This is a genomic window from uncultured Dysgonomonas sp. (assembly GCF_900079725.1).
Lineage (GTDB): Bacteria > Bacteroidota > Bacteroidia > Bacteroidales > Dysgonomonadaceae > Dysgonomonas.
In genome coordinates this window covers 4,009,940-4,025,865 of sequence record NZ_LT599032.1, presented here as the reverse complement: position 1 = coordinate 4,025,865, position 15,926 = coordinate 4,009,940, and the positions used below count along the sequence as shown (strand labels likewise).

General features: G+C 39.7%; 12 protein-coding genes. 6 read left to right on the top strand and 6 right to left on the bottom strand.

The window, feature by feature from the left end; translation table 11 throughout:
- Nucleotides 1-62 precede the first annotated feature (62 nt).
- The 5 genes from QZL88_RS16515 to QZL88_RS16495 all read left to right on the top strand — a co-directional run bounded on the left by QZL88_RS16515 (nt 63) and on the right by QZL88_RS16495 (nt 5,122).
- A complete protein-coding gene (locus QZL88_RS16515) occupies nt 63-866 on the top strand; it encodes a UDP-2,3-diacylglucosamine diphosphatase (RefSeq protein ID WP_296942917.1) in 804 nt (267 codons plus the stop codon).
- A complete protein-coding gene (locus tag QZL88_RS16510) occupies nt 863-1,945 on the top strand; it encodes a glycosyltransferase family protein (protein ID WP_296942915.1) in 1,083 nt (360 codons plus the stop codon). The genes QZL88_RS16515 and QZL88_RS16510 overlap by 4 nt, the downstream gene beginning before the upstream one ends.
- Entirely contained in the window at nt 1,945-3,990 is a 2,046-nt protein-coding gene (ppk1, locus tag QZL88_RS16505; protein ID WP_296942913.1) for a polyphosphate kinase 1, read from the top strand. Before QZL88_RS16510 ends, ppk1 begins: the two co-directional genes overlap by 1 nt.
- Complete coding sequence (locus QZL88_RS16500) at nt 3,987-4,883, top strand: hypothetical protein (protein ID WP_296942911.1); 897 nt, start codon at nt 3,987-3,989, stop codon at nt 4,881-4,883. Before ppk1 ends, QZL88_RS16500 begins: the two co-directional genes overlap by 4 nt.
- An 83-nt stretch (nt 4,884-4,966) precedes the next feature.
- Nucleotides 4,967-5,122, top strand: a complete 156-nt coding sequence (locus tag QZL88_RS16495) for a hypothetical protein (protein WP_296942909.1) — start codon at nt 4,967-4,969, stop codon at nt 5,120-5,122.
- Between the two features lie 258 nt (nt 5,123-5,380).
- On the opposite strand, the gene QZL88_RS16490 is transcribed toward QZL88_RS16495, so the two are convergent.
- Nucleotides 5,381-5,761: a hypothetical protein gene (locus QZL88_RS16490; RefSeq protein WP_296942908.1), complete on the bottom strand. Its 381-nt coding sequence runs from the start codon at nt 5,759-5,761 to the stop codon at nt 5,381-5,383.
- 5 nt (nt 5,762-5,766) lie between these two features.
- Nucleotides 5,767-5,955 (bottom strand): hypothetical protein, encoded by a 189-nt coding sequence (locus tag QZL88_RS16485; protein ID WP_296942906.1) that lies wholly within the window; start codon nt 5,953-5,955, stop codon nt 5,767-5,769.
- A 129-nt stretch (nt 5,956-6,084) separates the two neighbouring features.
- On the opposite strand from QZL88_RS16485, the gene QZL88_RS16480 reads away from it, so the two are divergent.
- A complete protein-coding gene (locus QZL88_RS16480) occupies nt 6,085-6,798 on the top strand; it encodes a S24 family peptidase (RefSeq protein ID WP_296942904.1) in 714 nt (237 codons plus the stop codon).
- A gap of 26 nt (nt 6,799-6,824) precedes the next feature.
- On the opposite strand, the gene QZL88_RS16475 is transcribed toward QZL88_RS16480, so the two are convergent.
- The 4 genes from QZL88_RS16475 to QZL88_RS16460 form a co-directional block, all read right to left on the bottom strand.
- Nucleotides 6,825-7,640 carry an FAD:protein FMN transferase gene (locus QZL88_RS16475; protein WP_296942902.1) on the bottom strand — a complete coding sequence of 272 codons (816 nt, stop codon included), beginning with the start codon at nt 7,638-7,640 and terminating at the stop codon, nt 6,825-6,827.
- 277 nt (nt 7,641-7,917) lie between these two features.
- On the bottom strand, nt 7,918-9,531 hold the full coding sequence (locus QZL88_RS16470; protein WP_296942900.1) for a RagB/SusD family nutrient uptake outer membrane protein: 1,614 nt from the start codon (nt 9,529-9,531) through the stop codon (nt 7,918-7,920).
- Between the two features lie 11 nt (nt 9,532-9,542).
- On the bottom strand, nt 9,543-12,641 hold the full coding sequence (locus tag QZL88_RS16465; RefSeq protein WP_296942898.1) for a TonB-dependent receptor: 3,099 nt from the start codon (nt 12,639-12,641) through the stop codon (nt 9,543-9,545).
- A gap of 541 nt (nt 12,642-13,182) precedes the next feature.
- A complete protein-coding gene (locus tag QZL88_RS16460) occupies nt 13,183-15,897 on the bottom strand; it encodes a hypothetical protein (protein ID WP_296942896.1) in 2,715 nt (904 codons plus the stop codon).
- Between the last annotated feature and the right edge of the window lie 29 nt (nt 15,898-15,926).

The following is a 15,926-nucleotide window of genomic DNA, read 5'->3' as shown; positions in this document are numbered from 1 at the left end:
AAGACCTTAACATAGCTGTCACAATATATTTATTCTTTTGTTAACGATAAAAAAGAATAGATATGAATCAAAAAAAACATCACAAGACCATCGTTTTATCGGACATACATTTAGGTTCGAAATGGTCGAAAGCAAAAGAAGCAACAAAGTATTTGAAAGAAAATACATGTGACACGCTCATCCTGTGCGGGGACATCATAGACGGATGGCAGCTCATGCGCGGAAAGAAAGCTAAATGGAAGAAACGCCACAGCAACTTTATAAAACTATTACTGGATATTCAACACGATACGAAAATCATCTACCTGAGAGGAAATCACGATGACTTTCTCGATCGTATCCTGCCTCTCCAGTTCCAGAATATAAAGATTGTAAAAGATTACATACATACAAGCAATGGCAAGCGTTTCTATGTAATACACGGCGACGTATTCGATATGGTTACCAGCCGTTACAGCTGGCTGTCGAAAATCGGCGATGTAGGTTATACACTCCTGATGTGGGTAAATAAATATTATAACAACAGACGCCTGAAGAAAGGCTTGCCTTATTATTCACTTTCACGTGAGGTAAAGAAAAGGGTAAAAGCATCCGTTTCCTATATCAGCGACTACGAGAAGCACATTGTAGAAATAGCGCGGAAGAAAAAATGTGATGGCGTTATCTGCGGGCACATCCACCACCCGGAAAAGGCTTATTACGATGAAATACTATATCTCAACTCGGGTGACTGGGTGGAGTCCCTATCTGCGCTGACCGAAGACTACGAAGGAAATTGGGAAGTAGTGATGTATGCTCAGGAAGAAAAAGTGGAGGAAGTTATGAAAGAAGACAAAGTTCCCGAAAAAGTAAAATTAGCCGTATGAGATACCTATTCATCGTTCAGGGAGACGGCCGCGGGCATATGACACAAGCCATAGCACTATCCGAAATACTGCGCCGCAACGGACACGAAGTAGTTGAAGTACTGATAGGGAAAAGTAAAGTAAGGGAGATACCGGATTTCTTTTATGAAAAAATAGGGGCGAAAGTCCGGGTTTTCGACACACTGTCTTTTAGTTTCAAAAAAGATAAAAAACATATACACCTGCTAAAAACAATACTATACAACATTACACCTAAAAGGCTCAGAAAGTATAAGAAAAGCATAGAAAAAATACATAGGCGCATAAAGAAAAACGAGCCGGATGTCGTAATCAATTTCTATGAAATACTGACAGGCTTCACCCATTTACGTTTCAGCTTAGATGTCCCTATTATCAACATAGGTCATCAATATCTCCTAAAACATCCGGGATACGCACATGGTAAAGGAGACGGGCAGGGAATGATGTTTCTCCGCCTGCACAGCCTGCTATGCGGCGTAGGAGCTACCAAAACTCTAGCCTTGTCATTCTATCCCATGAAGGATTATATACCCGAACGCATTGCGGTAGTACCTCCATTATTAAGAAAAGAGGTACTGAACCTTAAACCCACAAAGGGAGACTACATACTGGGTTATATGCTGAACCACGGTTATGAAGCCGAAGTCAGGACATGGCATGCAAAGCATCCCGATATTAATCTGCATTTCTTTTGGGACAAAAAAGATGCTGATAAAGAACAACGCATCGATAAAAATTTAACACTTCACACGATTGATGATGAAAAATTCCTTAACTTTATGAGCGGATGCCGGGGATATGTTACCACAGCCGGATTTGAGTCGGTATGTGAAGCCCTTTACCTCGATAAACCTATAATGATGATACCGGCGCATATAGAACAAGAAGTAAATGCTGCTGATACCGCATCTTTCGGAGGAGGAGTTATCGGGAACAATTTTAATATAAGTGTGTTATTGAATTATATGGAAACGAAAGAAAATTCGGGCGATAAATTCCGCAAATGGGTAGATTCGGCTGAAGAAACCTTTCTCAGACACCTTACAACACTTGTGTAATGATAAACAATAGAGATTTAAGTTGGCTAGCTTTTAATGAACGTGTATTGCAGGAGGCTCAGGATAAGAGCGTACCTCTGATGCAACGGCTTCGCTTTCTGGGGATATTTTCGAACAATCAGGATGAATTTATCAAAGTCCGGGTAGCCAATATTGTACGACTGAGCCAGATAAAAGGGAAAAAAACGCCCCGGTTTTCGGGAGGATATACAGGCAAGGAACTACTACCCCTTGTTAATGCAGGAGTATACGCAGGACAAAAAAAGTTTGTACATACCTATACCGAGGTTCTCGACGAAATGGAGCAACAGGGAATATATGTTATCAATGAAAAGCAATTGAGCAGGAAGCAAAAACAATTCTGCCGCGACTACTTTTCATCTGTTGTCAGCCAGCGACTGGTTCCTCTCATTTTAAAAAAAACAACTCAGATACCATTTTTGCAGGATAACAATATCTATCATGCCGTAAAGATGACCTCAGGCAAGAACTGTAAAAACCCACGGTATGCTATTATTCAGATACCGGTAAGCAGTTCATGTCCCCGCTTCATCGTACTGCCTTCGGTGAAAGACAGGAATGACATCATTTTTCTGGACGATATTATCCGGCTGTGCCTTGATGAGATATTTTTCATGTTCAATTACAAATATATATCGGCCTATACATTCAAACTGATGCGTGATGCACAGCTGACTCTGGACGACGATATATCGAAAAGCCTGATAGAAAAGATGGAGGACGGATTGCAAAACCGTCTGCACGGGCAACCGGTACGCCTGATCTACGACAAGGAAATGCCGGATGACTTATTGGATATAATCGCGACAAAATTAAGACTGAAAGGCAATGAGGGACTGGATGCCGGCGGCAGATACCATCTGATGCGCGACCTGATGAAATTTCCGAAAGTCCGCCCCGATCTGGAGAGTAAAAGTCCTGAGCCCTTACAGCATCCTGATATAAAAGTATTTTCGAGTATATTAAAAGTTATAAGCAGAAAAGACATTCTACTTAATTATCCTTATCATACGTTCAACCATTTTATCGATTTTCTCCGTGAAGCGGCTATCGATCCCAAAGTAGAGAGCATATACATAACGCTTTATCGTGTGGCAGAACGTTCGAAAGTGATAAACGCGCTGATAAATGCGGCTAAGAACGGAAAGAAAGTTGTCGTGTTGCTCGAACTACTTGCGCGCTTCGATGAAGAACAGAATGTTGAATACTCCGAGTTGCTGCAAAAAGAAGGAATAAAAGTCATACATGGCGCAAATGGCCTGAAAGTACACAGCAAACTGGTACTGGTACAGCGTAAAGACAGAGGATATGCCTATATAGGAACAGGTAATTTTAATGAATCTACTGCGCAGATATATGGAGATTTCGGCTTGTTTACATCCAATACGCAAATTGTAGCTGATGCTGCCGCAGTTTTTGATTTTTTACTCAATACGCATAAGCACTTTTCATTTAAGCAGTTGATGATTTCTCCTTATTACATGAGGGAGCAATTTGAAACATTAATAAAGCAGGAAATAAAGAATGCCCAGAGTGGTAAAAAAGCATATATTCATGCTAAATTCAATAGTCTTACCGATGAAGACATGATAAGCTTGTTGTATAAAGCTAGTCAGGCCGGAGTAGAAATACGCCTGATAGTAAGGGGAGCCTGCTGCCTGCAGCCTCAGGTAAAAGGGCAAAGCGAAAATATCAGCATCATCAGTATTGTCGACAAATATCTGGAACATGCCCGCCTCGCCATTTTTCACAACAATGGCGATGAAAAAATGTATATTATGAGTGCCGACTGGATGACCCGCAATCTTGACCGCAGGGTAGAAGTAGGTACCCCTATCCTTGATAAAAAGATAAAAGAAACTCTAAAAGAATTCTTTAATATACAGTGGTCTGATAATGAAAAAGCACGGGATCTTACCATATTTGGAAGTAACGAATATGTAGAGAAAGGTGATGATCCGCCGTGCCGTTCCCAAATGGCCCTATATGATTTTTATAAAAACCTCAATAAAGAAACTAAATGAACACCGATATATTTGCGGGTATAGATATAGGCTCTAATGCTATCCGCCTATTGATAAACAACATAGAAACTTCCGGGACAGGTGCCGACTTTAAGAAAGTTGCCTTTCTGCGTGTGCCCATCCGCTTAGGAGAAGATGTATTCACAAAAAATGAGATAAGCGAGGATAAGAAACAACGCCTGATCGATGCCATGCAAGGCTTTTCCCATATAATGAAAGCCTATGGTGTTACCGATTACAGAGCGTGTGCAACCAGTGCTATGCGTGATGCCAGGAACGGAAAAGATATAACAGACACTATCCTCGAAAAAAGCGGTATCGATATTGAAATCATTAGCGGACAGGAGGAAGCAGATATAATATATGAAGCCGGAGGCCTTAATAACCTGATGGACAAAAACCGCAGTTATCTGTATGTTGATGTAGGGGGTGGCAGTACGGAAGTAGTGGTATTCGGCAACCAGCAAAAAATTACGTCGAATTCTTTCCAGTTGGGAACTGTACGTATGCTAGTGGATGCGGTAAAAGAAGACGAGGAACAACGATTCAAATCGTGGTTGAAAGAAATATATAAGAAATATGCTCCTCTCAGCATAATTGCTTCCGGCGGAAATATCAATAAGGTACATAAGATGCTTGGCAAAAGGGAAAAAGAATATCTTACTTATCCCGAGTTAAAAGTATTGTACGACACCTTGAAGGATATGAGCTATGAAGAAAGGATTCAGAATTTCAAATTGAATACTTACCGTGCCGACGTTATCATCCCTGCCCTTAAAATATTCCTTATAGTGAGTAAAGTGTGTAAAATAGGTGAGATATATGTGCCTAAAGTGGGACTGGTAGATGGCATTATACATCATATTTATGGGGAAAAACGCAAAGCTAAATAGTTTTTTTAGATAAATAGCAGTAAGAATTTTTACAGTTAATTAGAGATGTTCAATTCTTATCGACTACACTTCGTTGCGTCTGAATGTTCATTCTGGCATTGCCCAAAACGAACCAAAAGGCTAGCGCTTCGTTCCTCGGCGACCTGTCAACGGTTTGCCGGCTGAAAGTGACAAACGGGCTATCGCCCAGTTCCTTTCCACGCCGGCTGCTCCGGACAGGTGCCCGCCTGCGGAACTAATGCGCATCTGCTGGCGCACGAGTAAGCGAAGCCCTTCGATGATTAAATATGTGTCAGCCTCCCGTGCCTTTTGGTTCGTTTGGGGCAATGCCAAAAGGAATAATTAAGCCGAACGCAGTGGCGATTAAAACAATAGAACTATTTCACACAGATATCCCTACTTACGATTACCAATCCAAACACAGAGCCGTATTACTAATAAAAAAGCCGCAACAGAAATTCCGTTTGCGGCTTTCACTCAAATAAATTAATAGTGTTTCAGGTATCTCTGGTTATAGTAGAAATGGACACAATATTTTCGCCGGAATCAGTAACCACTTCTTTCCCGTTATCTATCTGTCCGGTTAATGAATGAAAGAATACGCCTGTTTGCAGACCATCCTCAATATCATACTGGCATATCATCAATAATGAAGCGACCTCACCCTGTGGCAAAAAGACTTCTTTCGACCAGTTATCATCTACATACAATGTAACATAACCTGTAGAATCTTTATAAGAGACAAAAACACAGCATGGCTGTTTAGAATCGATAAACACCTTGTATTTAACTGAAATTCTTGTTTTCTTGTCAGTTGAACAAGAATACACACCCCAGAGAAACAACGGAAACAATATTATATAAAATATTACTTTCATATTTTTTATTTCTCTTCGCCCCATTTTACAATAGCGACCTGTTTAATCCGCTCATATGTATCTCCTTTTCTGGTCTTTAGTGCATTTGTCACTGTATTTACATGGATACCTAAGGCAACAGAGACTTCCTTTTTCCATCCATGAGGTAAAAAATCCGGCAATTCTGCTTTATGTATTATAGTCGTTTTTGCCATACGTTTTATTTTAAAAAATTCATATCTTTATGGCTTTGTGAATATTCACAAATGCAAATATACTCATTTGAGTATATAAATGCAAATAAAATTTAACTAAAAATTCTCACATGAGAATATAATTATTCCATGTCTATCAATCAAAGAATTCAGGAAATAATAGATAAACTGTTTTCAGGCAACAAAAGAGCCTTCTCTATTGCTGTCGGAATTGCGGCAACTGTCACAGAGAATATTGTAGGAACAAGAGGTACTAATCCTTCGTTTGAAGTGACCAGTAAAATCGCATCCGCAATTGAGAATATCAATACTGAATGGTTGCTGACCGGAAAAGGTTCTATGCTTAAAACAGGGACATCACAAGTAAATGATATTACAGCTACAGTTTCGGAGGATAAACCTTATTATGGACTGAAATCAAATCATACAGAAAAACCTTTTATCGAATCGGCCTCTCTTATCAAAGAGAGTTTTAGCCAAGCTATCAGTACCGGAAACTGCAAGGCTATAATAATCCCATTTATAGATGATTACGACTTTTCATTACGAAACCATGGCGACAGTATGGTTAATAGATCTGATTTAAAGAAAAGTATACATGATCAGGATATCGTGGCCTGTAGATTTTGGGAAAATGGCTCACATATACGTTGGGGAGAAGTGTATGCTCTGGCTACGAAGCAAGGATATATCATAAAGAAAGTAGTGCCATCTGATACGAAAGGAAAAATAACCTGCATATCTTTTAACGAAGAGAAAGGATATACAGCATACGACTTATCCCTTTCCGAAATCTCAGACTGGGCTATTGTTGTAGGTGTGGTATCCGTCAATGTATGGTAGAAGTAAGACATTAACAGATACAGATATCAAAGACTAAATGATAAATATTCGTCTATCACAAAATTAGAGGTTATCTCCTTAGCTGCTTCGTCCGGCGCTATCATCAGGGAAGTGGAAAGAACTTCTGCATCAATCGCATTTATCGCCTTAACGGATACAATCTTCCGCACCTCGCTATAAGTTCCTGTATGAGGATCTAAAATATGCTTCGTATGGCTAGGCATGTTCCCTGAAGTGGATAATGTATTATCTTTCAATTCGACTATTCCCAGCGTATTCTGAGAATTATAGGGATCTTCTATTCCAATAGACCAATTATCCCCAAAGGGATGTGAGCCCAGTGCCAGTACGGAGCTATTACCGAAATTTATCAATGCACAACTGATACCTTTGGGCTGTAAAATATCTCTGATCTTCTCTAATGCGTATCCTTTGGCATAAGCGCCCAGATCCAATTGAATATCTTGATCCTGAAAAAAGACAGTACGCTTTTTGCTATCCAAAAGAACCTGATTGAAGTCTTTCAGGCTGATGTCGAAATAACCCAGAGTCATTGCATGATATTGCCTGCAATCTACAAGTACCGACCATAATTCATCTTTTACCGAAACCTGCGAATGAGCTGCCTGACGGTTAACCGCATACAATTCGCTTTCTTTATCAAATTTATTGAATAACTTGCTCAACCGGGCAATCTCATTCTCAATTTCTATCCAGCATTGCATCGATACATTTTTGTCCGGATGCAGAATCAGAGCATCCAGCCGGGTACCCATCACATGCATCATAGCCCCATGAAACAGATTGGAGGATTCATAAAAATTTGAATAAGAATCGGACATATTTATTAATATTACAGGTTTAGCTTATAAAACAAAAATACAGATAACTTTTAGCTTTTACTGTACACAATTGCTTAAACTATCTGAACAATGAAAGAGGATATGAATTTTTAATCATTCATTCCCCTTTCACCACTTCTCCAGAGCCTTATTCAGGCTTCATCAATCATGATAATTGAACGTTTTAAGTAGCGAGAGCAGAAGCAAAATTTATTTTGATTATGCCAAGTCACGAAAAACGACTAATGTAATTGAACGCTTCACTTATATACTTATATCAATTCCATCCCGGATTTTGTACGAGATTTGGATTCAAATCCATCTCTGCTTGTGGTATCGGCCACAGATAGTAATGGTCAGGAAATCCTCTCTGGCGAATGTTTACGCCTGTAAATTCTGTCATCCACACTCCGTCCACCACATCTTTGCCTATTCTCCACCTGCGAATATCGGAATATCTTTGTCCTTCTCCACAGAGTTCGACCATTCTTTCATGCCGTATTTTTTCACGCATCTGTTCTTTACTTAAGCCTGAAGGGAGATCCGGCATACCAACCCTATCCCTCACGTCATTGACAGCATCGTAAACAGACTGGTCTGGAGCGGCAAGAGTCTCATTCTGAGCTTCTGCATACATCAGCATCACATCGGCTAAACGAATAAGAGGAAAATTCTGAGGCATATTAGAAGCTAATGTGTATGTTGATCCTGTTTCTACAAATTTACGCCACGAATAACTACCATTTTCCCATACCGGTACATACGTATTCGGGGTCACCTTATCTACAGGAAATCGGTAAAGTAACGGGGCACCAGCCTTTCCAACGAATTCGGACCAAGGCACTATAATTCCCGCATGTAGACGTGGATCTCTGTTTTCAAACAATTTCCTGACAGAAGCCTCATCATGCCAATCAGTTACACGATTTGGGTTAAATGTTTCTCCATTAGCATTTTTGTAATTATTAAAATCGAACGGAGTACCATCTATCATTTCATATTCATTTACTAATTTAGGTGTCGGACGGGTACGCTGCGAACCCTTTGTTATCCCCGACTGATTACCATAATTAAGATCTGTAGCTAACCCATGCCCTGATTCGGCTACATACTGAACATCAAAAATAACTTCGCTATTATTATTACCTGCTACCCTGAACAAGGTATGGTAGTCGCCAAGAAGTTTCCTGTCGCTTTTTTCCATTACCTCCTTAAAGTCCGCAGCGGCTTTGTCATATTGTTTGGCCCACAGGTGAGCTTTTCCTCGCATTGCTAAAGCCGCCCATTTAGTCGCTCGTCCTTTATCTGCCAGTTCATAACTCTCCGGCAATAATGAAATAGCATCCGTCATATCCTGTACAATAAATTTATATACATCATCTTCTGTATCACGGGCTTTATATCCTTCATCGATATTCATCGGATAATCATAGATAGGAACGCCTCCGAAATAATCCCATAACTTGAAATAGAAGTATCCCCTGAAAAACTTAGCTTCGCCCAGACAACGGTTTTTTATCTTTGTATCCATCCCGGGAATATCGGGAATATATTTCAAGGCTGTATTTGCCCTGTAAATACCCTTATAGAATATACCCCATGAAGTAGAATAGATACCTGCATTCGTAGGATTCACACCGGTAGTCAGACCTGTAGCCCATGACTGATAAGAAATATCGGTAAAGTCATCCATCATGCCATATATAACTATGCTATTGACAAACTCACGGTTAGCATGATATAACGGATTTACGCCCTGTATCGCATCTTCCTGCGATTTCCAGTAATCTCCTTCCGACAATCCGACAAGTGAGTTACGATCGAGGAAACTATCGCTGCAAGAAGATAAAAGACAAACAGATAGTAAGATTAATATTATTTTGTTTTTCATGTCTCTTTTATTTAAAATGTTACATTTAAACCAATAACCCATTGCTTCATCAGAGGGTATGCCATACTTGGATTTTCCGGATTGTAGCCATCAAAACTCGTAAATGTGAAGTAATTTTCGAGGTTTGTATATACTCTCAATCTTTCAACCATAAACTTAGAGGTTAAATTTTTAGGCAAAGTGTATCCCAGCTGTATCGATTTTATTCTGAAATAGGATGTATTATATAGCCAGTAATCACTATTCACTGTATTCAGCGCAGACCCTGATGTACGTATACGCGGATATTTAGTCGAAGGATTATCTTCTGTCCAACGGTTCAGGATTTCGGCCCTTTGCAGGAATCCTTCATTTATATTGAACGTGTTAAATCCGTCATTTCCCCAGTAGCCTTTAACTCCACCTACTCCTTGCCCTACTATATTGACATCAATACCTTTATAAGCCGCACTGATATTAATTCCGTAGGTTATTTTAGGTAGTGAGGAATAATCCTTAACTACGCGGTCTTTATCATCAAATATTTTATCTCCGTTCGTATCTTTATATAGCATATCTCCGGGACTGGGTTTTCCACCCACATAAGTAGCGAATGTATATCCATCGGCTATTAGCTGGTCTATCTCTTCCTGACTCTGTAGAATCCTGTCAAACTCGAGTACATAAAAACTTTGATATGGGCTGCCTTCCTGTGTTATAGTCGCTCCGCTGATTGACTTATCCCCGTTATATTTTGTCACTTCATTACTGATTGTCGATAAATTTCCACTGACACTATAAGTAAAGTCTTTACCTACATTTCCATGATAAGTCGCCTGAAATTCCATACCTTTATTCGACATCTCTGCTATATTTTGCCAAGGCGGGGTGAAATTACCAAATACGAGAGGTATTGGAATTGTAGTCAATAAGTCGGTTGTCTTTTTATTATAATACTCAGCGCTCAGAGACAATCTGTTCTTCAACAGAACCAGATCCAGACCGATATTAGTCATAGTGGTGGTTTCCCATTTGATCTTACTATTTGCCAAATCTTTAGGAGCTACACCTTGCTGTAAAGTCCCACCAAACGGATAAAGAAGAGAACCATATACCACTTGGTAACCATAATCGCCAATCCTGTTGTTTCCGAGTTTCCCCCATGAACCTCTTATCTTCACATCATCGAAAATATTCTTTAACGGTTGGGCGAACGATTCCTCGGTTACTCTCCAGCCTCCGGAGAAAGAAGGGAAGAATCCCCATCTGTTATCTTTGTGAAACCGTGAAGAACCATCGTATCGCGCATTTGCTTCGAACAGATATTTACCTTTGTAATCGTAGTTGATACGTCCGAAATACGAACGGAGTGCATCATCTGTTCCGGAACCCGTGATCGACTCGTTCTCAACACCTGCGTCCATGATATAAATAGCATCATCACCCAGTATATCACCCTTTCTTGCGTCGAATTTATCCATGCGGTTGTACTGCTGGTCGAAACCAAGCATTACTGCAAAGTTGTGCTCTTTATTCAAAGAATAATTGAAGCGTAAGAGTGAATTCAGTACAGTTGTATAATCTCTGCGTGTACCATTAAAAAGCTTATCTATATTGGAACTTGCCTGATATTCATAACCTGTCTGAAAATTCCATAACGAATATGGCCTTGTATATTCCCAATTATTTCTGTTATCGTAATTAAAGCCAAAGCTATTTTCCCACTCAAGATATTTCAGGAACTTTATTTTTGCATAAGCTTTTAATCCTAACTTTTGTCTTTCATAATTACCTCTTACATTATCAATATATGCTCTGGGATTCCCTACACGCGGGAAGTTCTCAAACATTGTTCCACCGTAACGTCCATCTTCATACTGAGGAATAACGCCGGGTGTAGTATTTCTGATATTATCATAAAAGCTGGTCACATTGATAGGATCCCTGTCTGACCAGGAACCATAAACATTTGCACCCATATCGAGCCATTTTGTAACTTTCGAATCAACATTGATACGGAAAGAGTACTTCTTGTAGCCTGAGTTATCAATAATACCTTTATTATCAAGATAACCGAGAGACAGGGAGAAGTTCGTATTTTTACCTCCACCTCTTACTGTCAGGTTATGTTCTGTTAATACGGATGTGTTCAGCATCTCGTCATACCAGTCGGTATTCGGATAAAGAGGGTCGCCTGCTGCAGATTTTGTTCTCCAGTCATTGATCAGGCTAACCGGATATTTTTCACGGCCCTCCGATTCATTGACCAACTCCATATGAGTGGCCATATCATTAATAAAATCAACTGTTTTTGCGGCTTTTTGCCACCCTACATAACCACTGTAAGTAACATTAACCTTACCCTCACTTCCTCTCTTTGTGGTTACTAATATCACACCATTAGCTGCCCTGGAACCATAGATAGCCGAAGATGCAGCATCTTTCAGTACCGATACACTCTCTACATCGTTCGGATTAATATCGTTCAATGCTCCCGGAACTCCATCAATAATAACCAATGGCGAAGCATCGTTCATAGTACCTCTACCTCTCACCAATATATTGACATCCTCTGCACCGGGCGTTCCCGATAACTGAGAGATATTAAGACCGGCACTAAGGCCTGTCAGTGCAGAAGAAAGACTCAATGACGGGCGGCTCGACAAGGCTTCGTCAAACTTAACTGCCGATACAGCGCCGGTAAGATTTTGTTTTTTCATTGTACCATAGCCGACAACGATCACGTCATCAATCACATGTGAGTTTTCTATCAGTTCAATATCATAGTCATTACTTGATCCCACAGTAATTTCCTTCGAATGGTAACCAAGATATGTAACCACTATTACTGAGCCGGAATTTACCGTTAACGAGAATTTACCGTCAGTGTCGGTCATCGTGGCATTCGTTGTACCTTTTACGGTGACACTCGCTCCTATAAGCGGCTCTCCCTGCCCATCCTTAACAATACCTTGTATTTTTTTCTGTTGTGCCGAAGCGGGTGGTAACTCTTGTGTATTACTACCATTTTCCACTCCATCATGAGTATATGCATATGCAGTAATATTGGACAATCCCAACATCACAGAGCAAATAAATGCCCATAAAATAAGTTTCTTTCGGTTTTTCATTTTATAAGGTTTTTCAATTATACGTTGGTTTTTCAAACTAGAATGACATCTTTTACAGTCAATAATTCTGTATTATCTAATGATGCCATCATTCTCAAACATCTTTCTTATTTCATAATTATCAGAGTTTATAGTAACATTTTATTTACTATTAAATACGAATGTCAATTTAATGATGGATGAAAAAGCAGTATATTATCATCTATCTTTCAATATTGATATTCATATTTTGACGAGTTTAATTCATGAAAATCACGATTTCTTCAAGAACTACAGCTAGACCTACATATCCCTTTGCACTATAAACAAAAATATCTATTCTTTCATTTTCATAATGTCACATTCGAGTTAAAGAATCCTCATATTACGTCATTCTGAATTTATGCTTGAATCTGCATTAGGGATATCAGGACAAGCTATTCAATGATCGCAAAACTGTATAGGAATATAAGAACACTGAGTTCATGTCACGCCTGACATACAATGCATTAAAGGAATATTTACTGAGATTGCTTTTTTGTATAATAAAGAAATTATGATTCTATTTCGTAAACTTATACTTTCGTCCCGGAGCAATATAGTATTCACCTTTTCTTCCTTTGAAGAAAATTGTATTTTTCCCCGGTTGAACCTTAAAATTGAGTTCTGTATTTTTTGCTTTGTCACAAACATGCCAGAAACCGGGCTTTAGATCAGCAATCAGAATCTGAAACTCCGCGTCCTGATTTACGATCAAAGTAAATGGTTTTTGTATCTGCTTGTAATCTGCGCTCATACATACTATCCGATCTTGCAGGGAGATAATATATCTATTGTCTTCTTCCCTGAAGCCTACAGGTAATGGTTCGGTATTATCTGCCGCCATTTGAAGAACTGTAAGAAAACGATTATTCCGTCCATTCTCTTTGGGATACACAACAACCTGATATCCATTCGTTTCGGGCAAAGCCGACTTTATCTGATACTGCGGGCCTAATACGCTTGAAGAATCTTTCAGGCTCGATATTTCTATTTTCCGTTCTTCCGGTAAGGGAAGTAACATATTCATATGAGTTTTGCCTACAAGACCGTTTACACTATTGTGTAATATGGCGCCGTTTTCCGAATGATCAGGCTTATTGAGTGTATTAATTTTCCAATATTTTTCGAAACTATCCTTCGATGTTGTCAGATCATCTGCAACTATTATAACAGCCGGGATATCAGCCCTATTCAGGTTTAGAAAGCAGAAACTACGGGTATAATTACTCACTTTGCTATAATAGGCAGCAGTAAGGTCTGCTTTGAAATAACTGTATGACGGTTTTTGAGTATTGGCTTCAAAGTCTGTAGAAAGCACAGTTCCATAATCGAACCACGGGTCTGTTTTCGTTTCAAGGGGAGTTCTTGGTGTCCTTTGATTGAATCGGCTGCCTCCGTCATTAATGGTTGTCCTGTGTTCCAGTTTTTCATCCGGGTCTTTAACCAACATCATACTGTGAGCCACCGACCTTTTATAGAAATTAAAGTCATAGGGTGTGCCATAAGCCCTGTAAATACCGAGGTCTGACACCTGATGTCCGCGATAATATATCTGAAAAGATCCGGCATTGGCATGCTGATGATTCCCGAAGTGGTAGCCACCACCCCTTATTTCGGCAACTACATCATTGCTTTCTTTACTCATATCCCATCCTGTACGGGTAATCATACTACCCAAAACAGGTCCAAAGTCTATCGTCAGAGGGAGTGACTCCAGACTTGGATTCGCTTTTAGATCCGGATTGTTTACCAAAAGAAAAAGAACCGGGTTATCTTTAGCTCTGGATAGTCCGCCACGGCGTTCAAATTCTCCTTTGGTTACAGGATCGTTTGCATAAGCGTAATCCAGTAATAATGTCTCGGGATAAGATACATGAGTCTTTGAGAATTTATCTCCGTCCGAAAGCCTGTTTCCGTTTGGTAACTGCATATACACCCAGTATTTTCTAAGATCGGAAATGTTATCATTGAATATACGGATTCCCGTCATCCGGTAAAACATCCACGCCGCATGCATTTCCCATCCATGCCTGTATGCACCATAGTCGAATCCTTGATTGTGGCGGGGCGACTGATATTCGAATGCCCGCATCGGAATAACCTTTTCAAGCATCAGGTAAGATGTATATTTATAGGGTTCCGGATTCTTTTCATATATAGCTATGCTCATTGCCAGTAAATCCCTGTTAACCTGTGCTTCGCTGGCATGTCCGTTTACAATATTTTCTTTGAAGGGAGGCCATCCGATTTCCATTTCGGGGGCAAGCCGCATCATATTCTCATAGAGGGCTTGCTTATCTTTCTCGTTCAGCAAGTCGTAACACCAATCATACGTAAGCGCTGCCGTATAGATAGATTTACCTATCTCCCTGGTGATATCACCATGCCTGACATTGCCGTACTCAAGGACTGATAAGTAATCGGTCATCAGGCGAACCACTTCATAGCCAACAGTGCGGTCACCCGTCATGAGATAATAAAATGCTTTGATAATTGCTACGTCTTCCAGTTCATTATTATGAAATATTTCTTTCCGTATATCAAACTCAAAAGGGAATGGTTTTTTAGCCATTTTCTCCACGTCCTGCCATATAGCAAGGTTCTCTCCTTTGGTCAATCGTTCTTTGACTTCGGGCAAATTATCTTTGTTAACCCATAGTCTTGGATGGTTCGCAGGAGGTGTGATAGTTGGCGTGTAAGTTGCAGCCTCGACAGGAACCTCTTCCGGAATATAAGATTCTATTCTGACCGCTTCGAAAAAGATTTTTTCCGGAAGCCATATTTTCAATTCCTGCCCTGGTTTGAGATTGAATGTCCCCAGATCATGGCCTGAATATTGATGAAGATTAGATGCAATTCTTCTCGTTATGCGCTGATCGTCTATTTTAAGTTTAACCAGTCGTGTTTCAACTGTCATCCCCGGCTTAATTTCTTCATCTCTGACCACATCTGCAAAGATTCTGTACTTCCCTGTTTCGGGAACATTTATAGTATATGTAATATCTGGTTCCGATTCGGTGTCATTACTGACCTTCTCGCCTACTCCGGCTTTCAATGCCACGCATTTCGTTTTCGGAGAAGTTGGCTTGTAACTTATTTTTGTAGTCTTATTATTAACCTTTGCTTTATCTATAAGCAAGGTAATATTATAATTCTGTGCAGATACGCCTATGCCTGATATCGATAATATCAGGAAGACAATAAAATGTAATATGTATTTCTTATAACTATTCATCGTTTAATATTTATATGAATTATGAGTTG